The sequence below is a fragment of the Ligilactobacillus apodemi DSM 16634 = JCM 16172 genome (assembly GCF_001434405.1).
GTDB classification, from domain to species: Bacteria; Bacillota; Bacilli; order Lactobacillales; family Lactobacillaceae; genus Ligilactobacillus; species Ligilactobacillus apodemi.
The window spans coordinates 1-21,859 of record NZ_AZFT01000006.1; the positions used below are offsets into that span (position 1 = coordinate 1).

At 40.0% G+C, this 21,859-nt stretch carries 4 protein-coding genes; all 4 read left to right on the forward strand.

What is annotated here, in order from left to right; all coding sequences use genetic code 11:
- A partial coding sequence (locus tag FC32_RS01230) for an N-acetylmuramoyl-L-alanine amidase family protein (protein ID WP_420835858.1) occupies nt 1-537 on the forward strand: 537 nt, incomplete at its 5' end.
- Nucleotides 538-571: 34 nt separating this feature from the next.
- Nucleotides 572-5,683: a glycoside hydrolase family 70 protein gene (locus FC32_RS01235; protein WP_056957205.1), complete on the forward strand. Its 5,112-nt coding sequence runs from the start codon at nt 572-574 to the stop codon at nt 5,681-5,683.
- A gap of 216 nt (nt 5,684-5,899) precedes the next feature.
- Nucleotides 5,900-10,411, forward strand: coding sequence for a glycosyl hydrolase 53 family protein (locus tag FC32_RS01240; RefSeq protein WP_082587117.1), 4,512 nt, complete (start codon nt 5,900-5,902; stop codon nt 10,409-10,411).
- A 444-nt stretch (nt 10,412-10,855) separates the two neighbouring features.
- On the forward strand, nt 10,856-21,826 hold the full coding sequence (locus tag FC32_RS01245) for a mucin-binding protein (protein WP_056957206.1): 10,971 nt from the start codon (nt 10,856-10,858) through the stop codon (nt 21,824-21,826).
- Nucleotides 21,827-21,859 lie beyond the last annotated feature (33 nt).

Consider the following 21,859-nt stretch of genomic DNA (forward strand, 5'->3'; position numbering starts at 1 on the left):
AATGGTCAAATGCTATATGGTCAACAAAAGATCGACGGACATTGGTACTACTTTGATCCAGTAACTGGTGCAATGCAAACCGGTTTTGTCTATATCGCAGATCAAAACAAGACAGTATATTACGGTAGCAACGGTCAAATGCTTTACGGTCAACAAAAGATCGATGGGCATTGGTACTATTTTGATACCTTCAACGGTGCAATGCAAACCGGCTTTGTTTATATCGCAGATCAAGATAAGACGGTATATTATAGTAACAATGGTCAAATGCTCTATGGTTGGCAACGGATCAATAATCATACCTATTATTTTGATACCTTCAATGGTGCAATGACAACTGGTGAACGTTACATTAATGGACATTGGTATTTATTCGATGAGCAAGGGATAATGCAACGTGGTTTCCAAACCGTTATGGAAAATGGTAAAGCTAAGACAGTTTACTATAACCAAGATGGCTGGATGCTTTACGGTTGGCAAACAATTGATGGCAAAAAATATTATTTTAACACCTTTAATGGTGCCTTGAAAAACTAAGTAACAATTAAAAACAAGGGGTAGTATATAAAGAATGTTTGAAAAAAAACTACATTATAAGATGTATAAGTCAGGAAAACACTGGGTATTTGCAGCAATTACTTCAATTGTTTTTGGTGCTGCAATGGTCAATGACGTATCTGCTGATGCTGTAGATACAAGTTCTAGTGATTCTCAAGTTGAACAAGTACAAACAGCAGAGACGTCAACTGAAAGTTCAACTTCTGATAGTGATAGTGTTGCTAACGCTGAAACAACAACTGATTCAGCTGCTACTGGCAATGTAACAAATGAGAGTGAGACTCAAGCAACGGCAACTGATCAAGTAGCTTCAGCACAACAGCAAGCTACAACTGTGGAAAATACTGATTCGACAGCCACAACAACAGAAAATGCGACAACAACTGCAACAACAACAGAAAATGCACAGGCAGATACAACAAGTAACACCGAGGCAGCAACTACCACTGCGAATACTGAAAATAGTGTTACCGATGACAATGCACAAACTAATAATGTAAGTGACACAACAGCTACAGCAGCCACAGCGACTACAACTAGCGATAAAGATGAATCAGCTCAAACTACAACGCAAGTAAATATTGATGGAAATTGGTACTTGCAAGATGCAAGTGGAAATTTTGTAAGTGGCTTCCAAACGATTACTGATCAAAATAAAACTGTTTATTATGATCCAACAACCTACCAAATGCAGTATGGTCAACAAAACATTGATGGTTACTGGTATTTGTTTGATACGTTTGATGGCGCCATGCAAACTGGCTTACAATACATCAAAGATCAACAAAAATTAGTCTACTATAATGCTGATGGTCAAATGCAATATGGTACGGTTGAAATTGATGGTGAACAATACCATACTGACGCAATTACAGGTGCAATTATTGGTGAAGGCCAACAAAAAATAGCTGGACATTGGTACTTATATAGTACTGATAATAAAGTTGTTAATAGCTGGCAATACATTGCAGACCAAGGAAAGACTGTATATTATGACCAAAATACAGCGCAAATGGTCTATGGTCAACAAAATATCAACGGACATTGGTACTTATTTGATCAAACAACAGGAGCTATGCAACGTGGTTTCCAAAACTTGAAAGATTATGGTGAAGATAAAACAGTTTACTATAACCAAGATGGTTGGATGTTATATGGTCAACAAAAGATCGATGGATACTGGTATTTGTTTGATACGTTTGATGGAGCTATGCAAACCGGCTTACAAACTTTAGCAGATCAAAATAAAACTGTTTATTATGCTGATAATGGTCAAATGCAGTATGGGTGGCAATGGGTGGATAATGCTACTCGTTACTTTGATACCTTTGATGGCGCCATGGTAACAGGCCAACAAAAGATAGCCGATCATTGGTACTTATTTGATCAAGATGGAGCGATGCAACGAGGCTTTCAAAATTTGAAAGATTATGGTGAAGATAAAACAGTTTACTATAATCAAGATGGTTGGATGCTATATGGTTGGCAATGGGTAGAAAATGCTACTCGTTATTTTGACACCTTTAATGGTGCAATGGCTACAGGTCAACAAAAGATAGCTGGATATTGGTACTTGTTTGATCAAGATGGAGCGATGCAACGTGGTTTCCAATTCATTCCAGAACAAGATAAGCTCGTTTATTATAATCAAGATGGCTGGATGCTTTATGGTGAACAAAATATTGATGGTGTGAACTATACTTTCAATACCTTTGATGGTGCGCTAGAAGCTACAGGTCAACAAAAGATAGCTGGACATTGGTATTTATTTGATGAAAACGGAAACGTGTTAACAGGTTTCCAAGACCTCAGCGCTTATGGCCAAGACAAAGTTGTTTACTATGACCCAACAACGGCTCAAATATTATATGGTTATCAAAACATTGATGGAAACTGGTATTTATTTGATAGTTATGATGGTAGCCTTCAAAAAGGTATCCAAACTGTTAATAATGTAACTTTATCTTTTGATACAAATACAGGTGCATTATTAACAGGGGTACAAAATATTAACGGCGATCTTTATTATGTAGACCCGATTTCTGGAACGATCAAGAAGAATTTGATGCTTTTGAATGCAGATAATACTTATACGTATTTTGATGCAACAACGGGTAAAGGAACCAATGCACTTACTCAACAATATGAACAAGGCGTTGAAAGTAATAATGCGGAATTTGTAGCTAATAATGCAGCTTATTCGTTTGACGGCGACAGCTTTGAAAATGTTAATGGATTTTTGACGGCAGATAGCTGGTATCGTCCAAAAGAAATTTTAGTTAATGGTACAACTTGGCAAGCTTCAACCGAAAGTGATTTTCGTCCATTGCTGATGACATGGTGGCCCGATAATCAAATTAGAGCAGATTATATCAATTTTATGAAAGATAATGGTCTGTTTGACACAGATGATACTTTCACAAGTGATTCTGATTCAAGTTATATGGATTATGCAACTGAAATGATTCAACGAAATATTGAAAGTAAAATCACTACAGAAGGTAATACAGACTGGCTAAGAATATTAATGCAAGAGTTTGTTGAAACTGAAGATATTTGGAACGAAAATAGTGAAGATCTTCGTAATACTGGGATGCAAAAATTCCAAGGCGGATTTTTAACTTATGTTAATAGTGATCTTACTCCTTGGGCTAACTCGGATTACCGGAAGTTAGGCTATCAACCAGCCATGATCTCAGAAAATAGTATCGGGCCTGAATTTTTACTTGCTAACGACGTCGATAATTCTAATCCAGTTGTTCAAGCTGAAGATTTGAACTGGTTGCATTATTTAATGAATTTTGGTGAAATTACTGCTAATGACCCAAGTGCTAATTTTGATGGAATTCGAATTGATGCGGTTGATAATATGGATGCAAGTATCTTGAGTTTAGCTGGTGATTACTTGCGAGCACATTTTAATGTTGGAGCTAACGATGCTACGGCTAACCAACATATCTCGATCTTAGAAGACTGGGATAATCGTGATGCAACATATACGAACTCTATTGGTAATCCAGAATTAACAATGGATGACTACTTAGTACAACAAATGAAGTATTCGTTAGGTCAATCATCAGAAACAGCATCATCCATGAAGCGTTTCTTGGAATGGTATTTAGTTGATCGTTCGGTAGATAATACAGAAAACACCGCAATTCCTAACTATGCATTTGTTCGTGCTCATGATGCTTCAATGCAAGAAGATTTGATGACTCTTATGCAAGATAAGTATGGTCGTTCATGGGGAGCAAGCTTTACAGTTGAAGAATACGAAGCTGCCATGGAAGATTATATGGAAGACCAAAAAGCAACGGTTAAACACTATAATCGTTACAATATTCCAAGTTCATATGCAATGTTATTAACTAATAAAGATGTAATTCCACGTGTTTATTACGGTGATCTCTTTACTGATAACGGTCAATATATGGAAACGAAATCGATCTACTACGATTCAATTGATAATTTATTGAAGACACGGATCAAATATGTTTCTGGTGGTCAAACAATGGATGTTGACCAAAATGATATCCTTACAAGTGTTCGTTTAGGTAAAGATGCATTAAATGCCAGTGATACTGGAACTGCTGAAACGAGAACAACAGGTATTGGTTTGATCATTAGCAATAATAGTAATCTTACTTTAGCTGATGGAGATACTGTAGTACTTCACATGGGAGCTGCGCATAAGAATCAAGCTTATCGAGCAGCAATGATCGCTACTGATGATGGTATTCTCAACTATGCATCAGATGATGGTGCTCCAATAGCTTATACTGATGAAAATGGTGATTTGATCTTCACTAACAAAGATCTTGTTGTTAACGGACAAGTTCAAGCAAATACTGCAATCAGAGGTGTATTGAATCCTTATGTTTCTGGCTATGTAGCACTTTGGGTTCCAGTTGGTGCTAGCGAAACACAGGATGCACGTACTGAAGCAAGTACAGAAGCATCAACTGATGGTTCTGTGTTCCACTCAAATGCTGCCTTGGATTCTAATGTTATTTACGAAGGATTCTCTAATTTCCAAGCCTTCCCATCTGATGATTCTAAGAATGCTAATGCATTAATTGCGCAAAATGCAGAGCTCTTCAAGTCATGGGGTGTAACAAGTTTCCAATTAGCACCGCAATATGTCTCAACTAGTGATGGAACATTTATTGATTCTACGATTGATAATGGCTATGCCTTTAGTGACCGTTACGACCTTGCAATGAGCAAGAATAATAAGTATGGATCTTATCAAGATTTGATCAATGCGATCAAAGCACTTCACAGTGTAGGGATTCAAGTTATTGCTGACTATGTACCAGATCAAGTTTATAGCTTGTCTGGTCAAGAAGTTGTAACAGTTGTACGGACCGATGAATATGGTGGTAAGATCGATGGTACTGCCCTTGATAATGTTGCTTATGTGGTTAATACAGTTGGTGGTGGCCAATATCAGGCTGAATATGGTGGTAAATTCTTAGAAGAACTACAAGAAAAATATCCAACACTATTTACAACTAAGCAAGTTTCGACGGGTGAAACAATTGATCCAAGTGAAAAGATCACTCAATGGTCTGCTAAGTATTTCAACGGAACTAATGTATTACGTCGTGGTGTGGGCTATGTTTTACATGATAGTAATCAATATTACCGAGTTGCTGAAACAGATGAAGTCTTCTTACCAAGTCAATTAGAAGGAAAAGTTGTGGATAATGGTGGCGAACCATTTAGAACAGGTTTTTGGACTAATGAAGATGGTACTGTCAATTACTATGACGATATGGGTAAAATCATGACTAATGCTTTCGTTAAAGATGGTAAAAACAACTGGTATTACTTTGACGAAAATGGAAATATGGTTTCAAATACTTCTTTACAAATAACAACAGATAACACAACGGCAGAATATTACTTCTTAGCCAATGGTGTCTCAGTCCGAAATGGTTTCTTGCAAACAGCAAGTGGTGATACTTACTATTACGACGAAAATGGCCGTAAATTAATCAATGGGAAAGTTACGGTAAATAGTGTCGAGTACACAACTGATGCGACTGGTAAAGTAGTCGAAGAAAAAGTTTTACAAAAACTAGATGAAATTGAAACTGCAGGCCGAACTTCCGTATTTTAAAGGTAAGAAGAGCTTGAGATAAAAAGAAAAGTTCGCAGAGAATAACCTAGGTTATTTTCTGCGAACTTTTTGTGCCTATGAAAATGGAAGATAAAAACATACGTATAAGAAATTATAATTTAAATTAGAAAAAATTTACCTTTTTAAAATATACTTAAATAATTATTGGTGATAAAATTTAAGTGACTTAAGTAATCAGGAAAGGGTAAGTTATTAATGTTTGAAAGAAAAGTCCATTATAAGATGTATAAGGCTGGCAAAAATTGGGTATTTGCTGCCATTGCTACAATTGCTGTATCTATGAGTTTTGCAACTGGGGATGTTAAAGCTGATCAAACAACAACAGTTGATGCAAACCAAACAACAACAGTTGATAAAAGTACAACGAGTCAAGATACAGCAACTACTGTAGAAAGTTCATCATCTGAAAATGAAAGTACAGTAGACAATACAAGTGATGCGACAAATTCTCCAACAACAGATTCAGCTGTAACGACTGATGTGACGACAGCTACTAAAGATACTACTGTGGTAGATACAAGTAAGGCAAGCCAAGAAGTTGAGACAACAAAAGCAACCACAGCTGATACTTCAAGTAGTACTAATGAAACTACGTCTGCTGAAACATCGAGTAGTGAAGCAACAACAAATTCGGCTACAGCTGATTTAAAAACAGATACTGCTACGGTAGATTCTCAAACGGATACTACTGCAACATCCAAAGAAGTAGCGACAACGCCAGAATATACGCAAGTAAACCAAGATGGTAATTGGTACTTAGTGGATGCAACAGGCAATTATCTTTCAGGTTTTCAAACGATTACTGATCAAAATAAGACAGTTTACTACGATCCAACAACTTATCAAATGCAATACGGTCAACAAAAGATCAATGGTAGTTGGTACTTGTTTGATACCTTTAATGGTGCAATGCAAACCGGTGTTCAATATATTAGAACTCAAAATAAATTAGTTTACTATAATGAACAAGGTCAAATGCAACATGGCCAAGTAAATATTGATAATAAAGTTTATCAAACAAATCCTGTTACAGGTGCGATCGAAGCAAAGGGTCAACAAAAGATCGCAAACAATTGGTATTTATTTAATCAACAACAACAAATAGTCACAGGTTTTCAAACGATTGCAGAACAAAACAAAGTTGTCTACTACGATCCAACAACGGCCAAGATGCAATACGGTCAACAAAAGATCAACGGCAGTTGGTATTACTTTGATACTTTTGACGGTGCGATGAAGACCGGTTTTGTAGAAATACCAGAACAAAACAAGACAGTCTATTATGCAACTGATGGTAAGATGCAATACGGTCAACAAAAGATCGACGGCAACTGGTATAACTTTGATACTTTTGATGGAGCGATGAAGACTGGCTTTGTAGAGATACCAGAACAAAACAAGACAGTCTATTACGCAGCTGATGGTAAGATGCAATATGGTCAACAAAAGATCGACGATAACTGGTACTACTTTGATACTTTTGATGGAGCAATGAAGACTAGTTTTGTAGAAATTCCAGAACAAGATAAGACTGTTTATTACAATGAAAAAGGTCAAATGCAGTATGGTTGGCAAATGATTGATGGTAACGTCTATTATTTTGATACCTATGATGGCAAGATGAGTGTTGGTCAACAAAAAATCGGTGATTACTGGTATCTATTTGATGCTAATGGTGTAATGCAAACTGGTATCAATTATATTCCAGATCAAAATAAACTTGTTTACTATAACGAAGATGGTCAAATGCAATACGGTCAACAAACAATTGATGGTACCACATATGATTTCAATACCTTTGATGGAGCATTAGAAAATCTTGATGGTCAACAAAAGATTGCAGGAAATTGGTATTTATTCACAGACGGTCAAGTAATGACAGGATTCCAGTATATTTCTGATCAAAATAAGACTGTATATTATTCGCCAACAACAGCTCAAATGCAATATGGTTGGCAAGACATTGACGGTAGCAAATACTACTTTGATACCTTTGATGGTGCAATGTATACCGGCAGTCATTTGATTGATGGAACAAGTTATACTTTTGGAACTAGTGGTGCCTTACTAGATCTTTCACTACAAGATTACCGTCAAGAAGTCGCTGATGGCATTGCTGCTGCTATCCAAGATAAATATCGTCAAACGATCGATGCAAATTGGGATAATCAAAATGATAATTATCTAGCTTTCTCAGTTCATGATGTTGCTCAGTTAGTGGCACGAAATAATTTAACTGCAACGGCTGAAGCAGTAGAAAAAAATCTTAAAACAAACGCATTATTTGAAGGAACTGCTGATACTATTTGGGTAAAGAGTTATGATAGTTCAGATATGAAAGCTGCAGTAACTCAAGCAATAAATGATTTTATGGCAAGCTACACCCCAAGAGCTGATTTATCTAAGACAGCACTTGGTGTTGGTGCTAAGAATATGGATGGAACCTTAAATGTTGCCATTATTGTCTTTACATTAGGTGAAAATTCAACAACAGAGCAAACTAAAGCAACTTCTAGTCTAACGGCTAAAGTCTCAGAAACATATTTAGCACCAGGTGTTAATGCAACAGCAATTGATGGGCTAACAAGTGGAAGTGTGATTAGCGCTGATGAGCTTGGAAGTACATTTACTGTAGACACGTCATTATTAGATGGTGTTAAAGGTGAAAAAATCGGTGAACAAAACTTGAAGATGATCTTTAGTAGTTTGCCAGGTAACGAATCTGGACTTGAAGGTCAAAAAGTTTATAAGGGAACTGATGGCAATGATTACCACTATGTCTTTTGGTTGAGCGATACGTTTGATGGGGACCAAGTTGGTAAGCAAGAGGCCTTTTTGGCAGCCAATAAAGATGCTGTTTATGGCGATGTCTTAACTGTAACTTATTCAGCTACGTTAACTTGGGGAGCACCTGTTGCACCAAGTACGGGTGTCAACGGAGTTCCAACTAGTCAAATGACAGATGAAGAAATTGACTTAGCTTATAAGACTGGTACGGATACTGGATTACGTTATGATTCTGTTAAGGTTGAACCAATTGAAGGTATGACTGATGATATGATCCGAGGCGTTGATATTGGAAGTTATCAATCCTTGATCAATGCAGGCGTCAAATTCTATGATTTTGATGGCAATGAAGCTCCAATTTACAAGGTATTAAAAGATGCAGGGGTCAACTGGATCAGATTGCGTATTTGGAATGATCCGTATGATGCTAACAATAACACCTATGCTGGTGGGGATTGTAGCGAAGAAAATGTCATGAAGATGGCAACGGATGCCTCAAAATATGGCTTGAAAGTACTTTTAGACTTCCATTATTCTGATTTCTGGGCTGATCCAGCTAAACAACCACTTCCTAAAGCTTGGGAAGATGAAAGCGGTGAAGCATTAGCTAAGTCAGTTTACAACTACACAAGTAAGATTTTAACTGATTTGAAGAATGCTGGTGTTGATATCGGAATGGTTCAAATTGGTAATGAGATTACAAATGGTGTATTTGGCATTTACTCAAACCGAGATCGTGGTGAATCTTACTACAACATCTGGGGAAATGAAACTAAGGCAAGTGAGATCTGCCAATATTTAAATGCCGGTTCAAGTGCTGTTCGTAAAGTTTTACCAGATGCTAAGATTGCTATCCAACTAGAAACACCAAATGTGCCAAAATATCGTAATATTATGACTGCCTTACGTGATAACAATGTTGATTACGATTTACTAGGAACTTCATATTACCCATTCTGGTCTACAAACGATGGTAACGGTTGGTATGATGACGTTGATATGGGCTGGGGTGCTAATACACCTAAGAGTCTTGAAGGCGTTGAAAAAATGGCCAAAGAAGAATTTGGTAAGCAAGTAGTCGTACTTGAAACTGGTTGGATCAACAATGTTCGTGATTCAGATGGTACAGGTAACTCAATTGGGGCAGATTCTGAAATTCAAGCTTATAGTCATGATCCACAAGGACAAGTTGATGCAATGGCGGATATGTACAAGGCATTGATCGCACAAGGTGGCTTAGGTGGCTTCTGGTGGGAACCTGCTTGGATCCCTGTAAAAGCTGGTTGGGAAAACTGGCAATACAACAAAGATGCCTCTGATAAGTATGGTACAGGTTGGGCTTCACAATATGCAGTTGGCTATGCACCAGACAGTGTAATGTATTATAATGGTGAACCTACATGGGGTGGATCAACATGGGATAATGTTGCCTTGTTTGATGATCAAGGACATCCACTCCAATCTCTCAAGATGTACAATGGATTTTTAAATGGTTATGAAACACCGCAAAATTTAACGTCAACGCTTGCTTTTAAGATCACTAAAGTTTGGAATAGTGATAATGTTGCATTGCAAAATGGGTTAGCTGAAGGAGACCTCGTAAGCGCAAGTGACATGATCGATCCATTAACCTCTGATGCAACAGCACTACTTTCAGGCGCTGCAGACACAACTATGTCACAATCAACCTTAGAAGCAATTGCTAAGGGTATGGGTGGAATTGAGACAGCACTTGAAGGTAAAACGACTTACTATACAGAAAATGGTGATGCATATCACTATGTCTATTGGTTTACAGAAGGAAATACAGCTGATCAAAAAGCCTGGAATTTCTACAATGATAATCAAACTGCTAAATATGGTGATAAATTAATTGCCAATGTTGAAGCGACAGTGACATGGGGTGCAGCTCAAGCTTAGCATGGAAAAACAAGTATTCTTTTGAATGCTTGTTTTTTATTAGTTAAAAGTATTGAATTATTTTGGCTTAGTGATAATCGAATACTAGTACACCTCCTAAAACGGTAAGAACTGTTTTAAGAGGTGTTTTTTGTTGGTTATCAAAAAATAATGGGTAAATACATAAAAAATAAGATATATTTAAGTGATTAATTTATTGTGTTTATGGGATTTGTTCGTTTTTAGTATAAATAAAAAATTACATATATATTTAGAATTAAATAATTGACATTTAAAATGTTTAAAGGTATATTTTTAGGTGTATATTAAAAAAATATAATTTAAAGTTTAAGATTTATTAATTTTTTACTTACTACAGTTAATTGGAAAGGGTTTGCGTCAATAAATGAGCCCGAGTGTGGGGTGCATTTTGGAAAATGACGCTAGAAAGAGTATGGGGGAAATATGTTTAGACATAATCATAATTCAAAGTTGTACAAGTATACGACCGAAGAAAAACGCCATTATAAGTTGTACAAGAAAAAGAAAGTTTGGGTCGTCGCAGGGGTATTGTTATTTGGGCCAGTAGCTTTTGTGCCGACTTATATTTCCGCAAATGAAGTAAATCAGGTTGAAGTCGTAGCCGAAGCTGAGCCTCAAACGGATCTAGAACAAATTACACCAACAGATGAGAGCGCTTCAGTTGAAACTACCGCAACTTCTGCGGCTGAAATTACCAGTGAAACTAATGCAACAAACGCGCCAGTAAATTCTACAAGTGAGCTAGTAGAAACGACCAGTGATGCGGTTCAAACCAGTGAAACTAGTCAAGTCGCGCAAACAAGTGAAGCCTTAACTACTACCTCTGAATCTATTTTGGTCGCAGATGAAAATGTATCTGAAAATGATACAAAAGCTACTACTAGCGACAACGGGATCGCCACAACTGCAACAACGGAAGAAGAGTATTATACGGGCTCAGACGTCATCAAGATCCAAGCGGTGACAAACGGCTCAACGTTAGGTTCGATCACCACAGAACAAGCCGATGATGGCTCAACGGTTTATACGTACCATGCGACTTCAACTGGCACCAATCAAACTAAAGTAGGGATGACTGTCACCTATACCGGGAACAAAGGTGATACTTTTACTATGGTCGTTACCCCGTCTAACTCACAGTTGACGGGCTTTAATAACTATGCGCCAACTGGTTCACCGCAAATTGAAAAGTTAGCTGATGGGACGATCAAGTACACGTGGACGATCGGGGGCAGTGCCGAAACTAGTACCGTTAAACAAGAGTTACCGGCAGCGGGCAGTTTATTTTATGAGTCTAATGCTTCGGCTAACGATCCTTACCCACCTTATCAAGGAAGTTCTGGCGGAGATGCAACGATTTTAGCCACGGGCGACTACTACCAAATCGACTTTTTGATCAACGGCTTAAAGGCACCTGCCGAAACCAGTGCCAAGATCGTTTTAGAAAAAGAATTTGCGGTCACTAGTTCAAATGTGATTGATTTTATTGATAGTGGCAACAAGATCAATGGTGTGTCACAAGTAAATCCCGATACTAATTACTTGTATAAGACTACTTTGACTAAAGATGCTGCGACATATAGTTTACGCTTGAAAGAATATTACCTTGAAATTCCGGTACCCGAGCATTTTGTGTTAGATGAAGACGAAACGCAAAAAATGCTTCGTACTTGGCCAACGGGTGCTTATATCATGTATGGGGCAGTTTCGATCACACAACCAGGCGGTGAAGGTACGCCGATCGTGGTAAAAAATATCCATACACTTGCTGGCGGCACGACACAACCAGAGATCTATTTTGTTGGTCATTACACTAGTACGGAAACTTCTGGTAAAAGTGATATTCCTTCTGGGTGGTATGATCTAGGGGATGGCGAACGTCAATATTTTGGGAAGATAAATGTTGATACAAAAGAAGAGTTAGCGACACCATTGACCGGAACTGGTTTTAATCAAAATGTTTTAGCAGCAGGTTCAGCACAAACAACTGAATATTATAGTGTATATCTCAGGGTAACAAACGATCAACAAACTACAAGTATGTTGGTGTTTCATAGACCGGGTTATAATAACAATTACACCGACCGCACGAGTACCCAAACGATCGGTCAAGCTACGATCAAGACCCCGATCAGTGAAAGTGGTGATCCATCAGCACCAGTATTGTTTTCTGTGGGGTTAAATGCAACTGGGGCGGCAGCTTTTACGCCAACCTACCATATCGAGTTACCTACGCAGATCACGAGTACGGGGATCACGATGCCGTTAAACAACGTAGAAGATGATTTTGCTGATTATCGCTCATATAACCCAGCACAAACGGGCTATACTGTCGTGGTGACTGGTGATGATGGCAGTACTGTGACCCAACATTTACAGGCGGGCGAAAATTATAACCCGCTTACAGGTTTGATCGATCATTTTGGGACATTTAGTACCGGGGCAAAATTAGCAGAAGGCGTTAAGATCGCAGCCTATGATGTTACGCCAGATAATGAGTATTTCGCAAATGCCTTTCAGTCATCGGCTAATTCAACGGGGATAAATGATATTGCAACTGGGATGATCAGCGTGTTAGGTTATCTAAATACAACGGCAAATGAAGCTGAAAGTTATGTGGTCAAAATAGTTGTAAATTCTGAAAATCGTTCGGTCCCATTTAATCTCACAGTTGTCCCGATCGCATCGCAAAAATTAGAGATCCAAGGGTATAATTATCCTGCTTCAAATGTAGGGACTGGGACGAATCAAACAGTTTATCAAGCTGGTGACACCTTTACGATCGGGGTTCAAGTTTTAGGAAAACGTTATACACCACAAACGGGCGTCAATTTAGATGCAGGTGGTATTTTGACAGGTAACGCTAATCGAACAGACACTGATTTACCAGGTCATGGCTTAAATGTGCCTTATTTGACAGTAACTGACCCGATCTTGTATTTTACGCTACCGGACCAAACACAAGTAACTAATTTTAAAAACAGCAATACTTTTTATCAAATAACTAAGCCACCAGCGACAGGTGTTCCAACGCCCAAGACCACCCAAACGACCAATACAGATGGACAAACTGTAATGATCTTAGATTGGACGGGGACTGGATTTGAATTATTGCCAGAGATGCTCATTACGCTTAATTTAAAGGTCAATGAAAATGCGATCAATGGTTTTGATACAGCGCGGACCGCCGATACTTTGTATGAATACACTGAGACCGGTAAGACCAAGGACCTTTATACGGCAGCTCAATTAGCTAAATTAGGAGTTTCGACCGATGGTTTACGGGCTTATAACCCTAACGTTAATAGTGAAAGTAACACAACTTGGATCCAAGTTGGAGGCGATTTTAGCAATACCACGTTACCTGATAGCTATAAAACACAGATCAAATTTGCTGATGGAACGGTGGCAGATACGATGATCTTAGATGCTGCCAGCAACAATGCTTATCTACGCATTGTTGCTCCAGCAGTTGTTAGCCCGGGAATCTTATTGCAAGGTACAAAAGATAATGCCCTAAGTGCCGCTGGGGCCAACTATCCAACGCAAGATTATCTTGAAGTTAATGGTGAAAAACAAGGACTACAGACATTCCAATTTGGGATCGTCAATAATACCGATGAAAGTATTACTAACGCAATTTCGGTCTTAAACTTGCCTCAAGTTGATACTGCTGATAGTAATAATGAAACGGCTAAACACGAATTTACCTTAAACATCAGTGGTGCTGGAAGCGTTGATAGTAGTCCCGTCAATAACGTTCCAAACGATGCCCATACGCTTTATTACGTTACGCAAATGGCGACCTTAAGTGCTGATGGCCAGACGGTGACCTTTGCGGATGGCACGACTTGGGCTAAAGGAGATCTAATTCCAGCGTCAATGCTAACTGCTGATCAAGTCACTGATTGGTCCCAGATCAAATCTTTGATCTTATTTGTTCCATCGATGACTAAAGAATCAGAATTGCTTTATGATTTTAGTGCATATTCGCCAACAAGCTTGGATAATGCTGGTAAACAAGCTGTCTTGACCCAAGTTGTGGGCTATGACGGTCAAGCTTCGTTACTAAAAAATAGCGTCACTGATACGTATGCTGTTTATGCTTCCATGACCTTTGTTGATCAAGCAGGTAACCAGATCAATGGACATCCGACCGTTACTGGCCAAGCGACGTTAAACCAACAAACTGGTACGTATGACGTTAATTATCCTGAATTGGTCGGTGTGCCAGGCGAAACGCTCAAATTGGGAACAGCCGAAACGATCACGGGTTATGAATACGTCCAAACAACAAACTCTTCTTCGACGTTTAAAGCAGATGGTTCGACGTTAGTTACGCGCGTCTATCAAGTTGATCAAGCTAAACTTTTGGTGGGGAGTTTACAAGGAACATTACTAGCGACTGCCACAGGTGATCCCAATGCCAATACCGGCAGTAATTATTCCGACACACCAACTGGGGTCACAGATATCGTCTTTAGTGTAACGGACGATCAATTGGCTAAACCGGGATACACTTACACAGTGACTGTTGTTGATCTAAATGGAAAACGCCTGACTGACAGCAATGGACAAAGCCAATATCAAACTTTAGCCCAAGCGTTAGTGGCTCAAGGTGTTTTTGATACTACGAGTGATAAAAATGGGGCAACGCAAAACTTTATCGTCAACTATGAAGGGGTCTTCCAACAAGCGGTCATCATTAGCGGTAATGATCCGTTAGACTTGATCCCTAAAACAGTTACGGCAGCTCAAAGCCAAGCACCATTTTATGATGATGGTAAATCGGGTGAATTGATGTTTTATGATGACACACAAACACCGCTCATTTCCGACGACACTACGATCAACGGGACACCTGGTTTTAAACGTGAGAATTATCGTTACACGGTACTTGCACCAGATGGCAGATCCTATACTAGTTTGGCTGAAGCTTTAGCTGCTAAATTGACCTTTGATACCACCGATAATTCGGGGCAAACAGATAGCGAAGTTCAAGTTTACCAAATTATTTATGAAGAAGACTTACAAACTCTACGGGTCACCATCATTGATGATCAAGGAACTAGAACTGAGGCTGGCGCATACACACCGACAACTTTGGTAGCAAGCCAAGTTTTAGGGACTGGTTTATCAAATACTGCAGTCACGGCTGAAACGAAGCAGACTTTAGCTCAATTAGTTAAAAACTACACTGATCAAGGCTATATTTTAGTCTCGCAAAGTGCCACACCAGATAATTACGATAACGATCCAAGTGTTGATCAAGAAGTTGTCGTTCATTTGGCACACGGAACTTATGAACAAGCGGGCGAGACTAAGGATGTAACGCAAACGATCAACTACATTTATGCAAGTGGACCAAACCAAGGAAATCAAGTTGCTACCCCAAATATTCAGCAACTTACCTTTACGTCGACCCAAACCGTCGATCAGGTGACTGGTGAAATTTTAAACACCGTATGGAGTCCGGCTCAAAATACTACGAGCATAACGAGTCCAGTGGTGGCAGGCTATGCTAATGATCAAGCTGTAGTAGCGGCCGAAACATTCACGTATGACAGTCCTGATAAAGTGATTACTGTTTATTATAATGCTTTAGAACAAGTGCTAACTTACACGGTCATTGATGATACAACGCAAATAACCTTAGCCCAAAACGTTGATTTGGCCACGGGCTTGACGGGGATGCCGTTAGCTTCAAGTGTTAGTGATGATTATCAAGCAATGATCGCAGCTTATTTAGCCCAAGGTTATGTCTTAGTGAGTGCTGATCAATTGCCCGCAACTTATGATAATGATGAAAATGTCGCCCAAAATGTGACTGTTCATTTGAAACACGGGCAAACAAACCAAGCTGGGGCGAATAAAGTGGTCACCCAAACGATCAATTATTTGTATGGCAATGGGCCAAAACAAGGGCAAAGTGCAGCCGACACGTACACTAAGAGTTATACATTTACCTCAGTTGACACTATTGATACCGTTACAAATGAAGTTTTGAGTACAGCTTGGAGTGAAGCACAAGAAACAGAAACGGTAGTCAGTCCGACTGTCAGTGGTTATGTTCCTAGTCAAAGTGAAGTGGTCAGCCAATTATTGACGCATGAAAGTTTTGATCAAACAGAAACGATCTTGTATACAGCAGGAACTCAAAGTGTCCAAATTCATTATGTTGACATGTATGGTGTTTCCACAGCTGACTCTGGAGTGGAAATAACGGCTCAAATGCAGACCTTAACGGGGGATGCCGGGTCAAATTATACGAATACATTGTGGGATTATGCCGCCAATGGTTATGAATTGCTTTTAGCGCAATCAGAAGCTCTGAGTGGTACATTTGACCAAGATCCTGATACCGCACAAGATTATTACGTTTATTTGACGCATGCGCTGAATCAAGTTGAAGGTATACCTGTAACCGTGACCCAGACGATCAATTACGTTTATCTCACGGGACCAAAGGCGGGGCAAACTGCAAGTACGCCGGTCAGTGCTAGTCAAACCTTTGTCCCGACGTATACGGTCGATCAAGTGACCGGTCAAAATGTTGGTGAGCCAAGTTGGGCCCCAGATACCGCTGAGTTTAGCGCCGTAGTCAGTCCAACCATCGCAGGATATGAAGCAGATACGCCAGAAGTTTTGGCTGTAAACGTTACGCCAACAAGCTCCGATCGTGTGATCACGGTCAACTACAATGCCTTAGAACAGGTATTGACGTATACGGTGATCGATGACACGACGCAAACAACGCTGGCAGAAAATGTTGATTTAGCAACGGGCTTAAGTGAAATGCCGTTAGCTTCAAGTGTTGCCACCGATTATCAAGCAGTGATCGCGGAATATTTAGCGCAAGGCTATGACTTAGTGAGTGCGGACCAATTACCGGCTACCTATGACAATAATAGTGCTGTTACCCAAAATGTGACGATTCACTTAAAACATGGGCAAGAAGAACAAGCCGGGGCAGATAAAGTAGTGACCCAAACGATCAACTATGTCTACGGCAATGGACCAAAGAAAGATCAAACAGCAGCTGAAACATACACTAAGAGTTATACTTTCACTTCAGTCGATACAGTCGATAAAGTGACTGGCAAAGTTTTGAATACGGTTTGGAGTGAAGCTCAACCGACAGAAATCGTACTTAGCCCAACGATCAGTGGCTATTTACCAAGTCAAACTGAAGTTGCTAGCCAACTTTTGACCCATGATAGTAGTGATCAAGTTGTGACTGTCTTATATATGGCGGGAACGCAAAGTGTACAAGTGCACTATCTTGATATGTATGGTGTAGCCACAGGGGCACAAGGTGTTGATTTGATCGCCCGGATGCAAACTTTAACGGGAGATGCAGGCGCAAGTTATACTAACACACTGTGGGATTATGCAGCTAACGGTTATGAATTGATCAGTGCCGATGCAGGCGCAAGTAGTGGTATCTTTGATGAAGATTCAGCAACTGCGCAAGTTTATTACGTTTATTTGACTCATACTTTGAGTCAAGTTGAGGGCACTCCAGTAACAGTGAGTCAAACGATCAATTATGTGTATGGTAATGGGCCATTAGCTGGTCAAACTGCAAGCGATCCGGTCACGGCTAGTCGGACCTTTGTGCCAACGTACACGGTCGATCAAGTAACTGGTCAAAATGTCGGTGAACCAACGTGGACACCGCCAAGTGCTAAATTTGAGTTAGTGATTACGCCAACGCTTGCGGGCTATACCCCAGATTTGAGCGAAGTAGCTGAAGAAATGATCACCCCAACGACACCATATAGTGTAATCACAGTGACTTATCGCGCTAATGACCAACGTTTGACCTATACAGTGATCGATGATACTAGTGCGAAGACTTTAGTGAAAAATATTGAGTTAGCGATCGGCAAGACTGATAGTGCACTTGAGTCAAGTGTTAATGATAATTATCAAGCACTTATCGCTAGTTATTTAGCGCAAGGCTACGTTTTGGCCAGTGCTGATCAATTACCGACTAACTTCGATCATGATGATGCACTTGATCAAAATGTGACGTTGCATTTGGTTCATGGTCAAACTAAAAAAGCGGGGGCAACAAAGGTGGTCACTCAAACGATCGAGTATCTTTATGGCAATGGTCCACTGAAAGATCAAACAGTAGCTGACACTTACACTAAGAGTTATACTTTCACGTCAATTGACACGCTTGATAGTGTGACTGGTGAGATCTTAAGCACGGTTTGGAGTGATACGCAAACAACAGAGACCGTGGTCAGTCCGACAGTTGATGGTTACCTACCAAGTCAAAGTGAAGTGGCAAGTCAAATTTTGACGTCTGAAAGTCCAGCACAACGGGTAACTGTCTTATATACTGCTGGTGAGCAGCTCGTTAAGATCCATTACATTGATATGTACGATCAAGCAAATGAGCAAGAATTGACGGCTCAAATGCAGACGTTAACGGGTGCAGCAGGTGCAACTTATACGAATGTACTTTGGGATTATACTGCTAATGGTTATGAACTAGTAAAAGTAGATCCAGCAGCACTCAGTGGTGAGTTTGATGAAGATCCAGCTACGACACAAGATTATTATGTTTACTTGACGCATGCGCTAGCGCAAGTAGTTGGTACACCAGTGACTGTGACCCAAACGATCAATTATCTTTACCAAACAGGTCAATTAGCTGGACAACCAGCAAGTGAAACTGTTACAACCAGTCAGACCTTTGTGCCAATGTATACGGTCGATCAAGTGACTAAACAAAATGTCAGTGAAACCGTGTGGACGCCACCGCTAGCTGAATTTAGCGCGGTGGTCAGCCCAACGATCAGTGGCTATACTGCCGATAGATCGGTGGTAGCTAGTGTAAATGTTACGCCAACAAGTCAAGATATAGTAGAAAATGTCTACTATCAAGCTGAGATCCAAAAAGTTACGGTAACTATTAGCGATGAGACGACGGGGGTGATTATTTCAAGTGGGCAAGTAGTCACTGCAGGTTTGAGCGCAAGTGGACTTTCGGCAGCTGCAAATCAAACTTATGCCCAAATTATCGCTTACTACCAACAACAAGGTTATGAAGTGGTTAGTGCCGATCCATTGCCAAATAGCTTTGATACTGATAGTAAGGTTGATCAAGTGGTAAATGTTAAGCTTATTCACGGTAAAAAAGTTACTACTGAAGATAAAGTGGTGACCCAAACGATCAACTATCTTTACGGTAATGGTCCAAATGTGGGGACAAGTGCAGCTACTAGTGTGATCAAAGCCTACACCTTTACAGCTACAAACGTACTTGATGCTGTGACAGGTGAGCGTTTGAGCACAACTTGGAGTCAGCCACAAAATACTGCAGTTGTGGTCAGCCCAACCGTCGATGGTTATCTAGCAAGTCAACTTGAAGTCGCTAGTCAGAAATTAACAGCCGCTAGTCCGGATCAAACAGTAACGATCCTTTATACGGCTGGACCACAAACCGTAAATATTCATTACATTGATATGTATGATGCTACGGGAGATGGGGTTGAATTATCGGCGCAAAAACAAACGTTGACTGGGGATGCCGGGACAGCTTATCAAAATGTTTTGTGGGATTATGCTGCTAATGGCTATGAATTGCTAGAAGCTCAAACACAAACAACTGCCGGTGAATTTGATGAAGATCCAGCAGAGACTCAAGATTATTATGTTTATTTGACCCATGCGCTAAAACAAATTGAGGGGACACCGATCACGGTGAGTCAAACGATTAATTATGTTTATGGCAGTGGACCAAATAAAGGTCAACCAGTCGGAGATAGTAAGGTCACAACGACGGTATTTGTTCCAACCTACACGATCGATCAAGTGACTAAACAACCTGTTGGTGAAGTGAGTTGGGGACCGCAAACAGTTACTTTAGGCGCAGTGAATAGTCCAATTATTGCTGGCTATACGGCTGATCAAGCGGTGATCCCTGCAGTGACAATCACGCCAACTAGTGAAAATATAAGCCAGACAGTTTATTACACGGCTGACACACAAAGGGTCATCTTACAAGTCACTGATGATGAAACAGGTGAAGTGTTGGTTGATGGCGAAGTCCTAACGCAAGGTGAAAGTGGCAGTGAGTTACCACCAGACACAAGCCAAACTTATGAGCAGCTCATTTCAGAGTATCAAAAACGTGGGTACCAAGTAGTAAGTGCGACTGATTTGCCACCTAACTTTGATACCGATAGTAACGTTGATCAAATAGTCACACTTAAGTTAGTTCACGCCAAGAAAGTTCAAACTGGTGCTGATAAAGTGGTCAAACAAACGATCAATTATCTTTATGGTAACGGACCAATGCAAAATCAAAGTGCTGCTCCAAGCGTAGTCCAAGAATATCGCTTTACTTCAACGATGGTGGTTGATGCTGTGACTGATACAGTGCTAACGACAACTTGGAGTGAGCCCCAAAGTTCCGGTGTTGTGATCAGCCCAATGATCCAAGGATATTTACCAGAGCTAGCGCAAGTTGATGCAACTTTGATCACCGCAGAAATGGATGATTTAACGCAAGTGGTCAATTATTACGCAGGCGAACAAACCGTCAAGATCCATTACATTGATGTTGATGGTGTAATGCCTAGTCCATTGGGGTATGTTCCAAGTGATGGTCATGAAGTAGCAGAATTTTTGCAGGTCTTGATCGGTCAAAGTGGGACGTCTTATCAAAATACCTTACGCCAAGTAGCTGAAAGTGGCTATAAGTTAGTGATTGCTCAGCCAGAAGCTACTAGCGGAAGTTTTGATGATGACCCGACCAATGTTCAAGAATACTATGTTTACCTAGTTCATGACACGGTAACTAGTGTGGGCGAACCAATTACGATCACCGATACTGTCAACTATATTTATGGCAACGGACCACATGTAGGTCAACCAGTTGCTACACCAAATGTAACTACACGAACCTTTACGCCCACGTATACGTATGACAAGGTTACGGGTGAACTCATTAGCGTGACTTGGAGTGGGGATGGTCTGATCGAGGCCCGGATCGTACCACAGATCCCAGGTTATACGCCAGATCACTGGGTCATTTTGAGCACGATCTTAACCCCAGAGATGACGGATCGGATCCAGACGGTTTATTATTTATTAAATGATGCGGTTATTTCCCAGGAAATACCAGCCACTGTTGCTCCAGTGACCACACAAACAGAAACTAAAAAAGTGACTGTTCAGGAAACACCAAGACAAGTAGAACAACAAAATACTTCCGCTAAAGAACAGCCACGTGAAATGTTGGTTATGGCACCAGAGTTACCACAAACTGGTGATAGTGAAGCTATTTCTCTTGTATTTATTGGCTTAGGCTTATTGAGTAGTGCGACCTTGTTAGGTGCATTTGGCAAGAGATGTAAAAAGAAAACCGAATAACCTAAAAAAATAGGAGTTAGTTCACCTAGCTAA

What these genes read in the sequence shown, in the direction of transcription:
- FC32_RS01235 (WP_056957205.1), top strand. Translation starts at nt 572, where the DNA reads ATGTTTGAAAAAAAACTACATTATAAGATGTATAAGTCAGGAAAACAC.
- FC32_RS01240 (WP_082587117.1), top strand. Translation starts at nt 5,900, where the DNA reads ATGTTTGAAAGAAAAGTCCATTATAAGATGTATAAGGCTGGCAAAAAT.
- FC32_RS01245 (WP_056957206.1), top strand. Translation starts at nt 10,856, where the DNA reads ATGTTTAGACATAATCATAATTCAAAGTTGTACAAGTATACGACCGAA.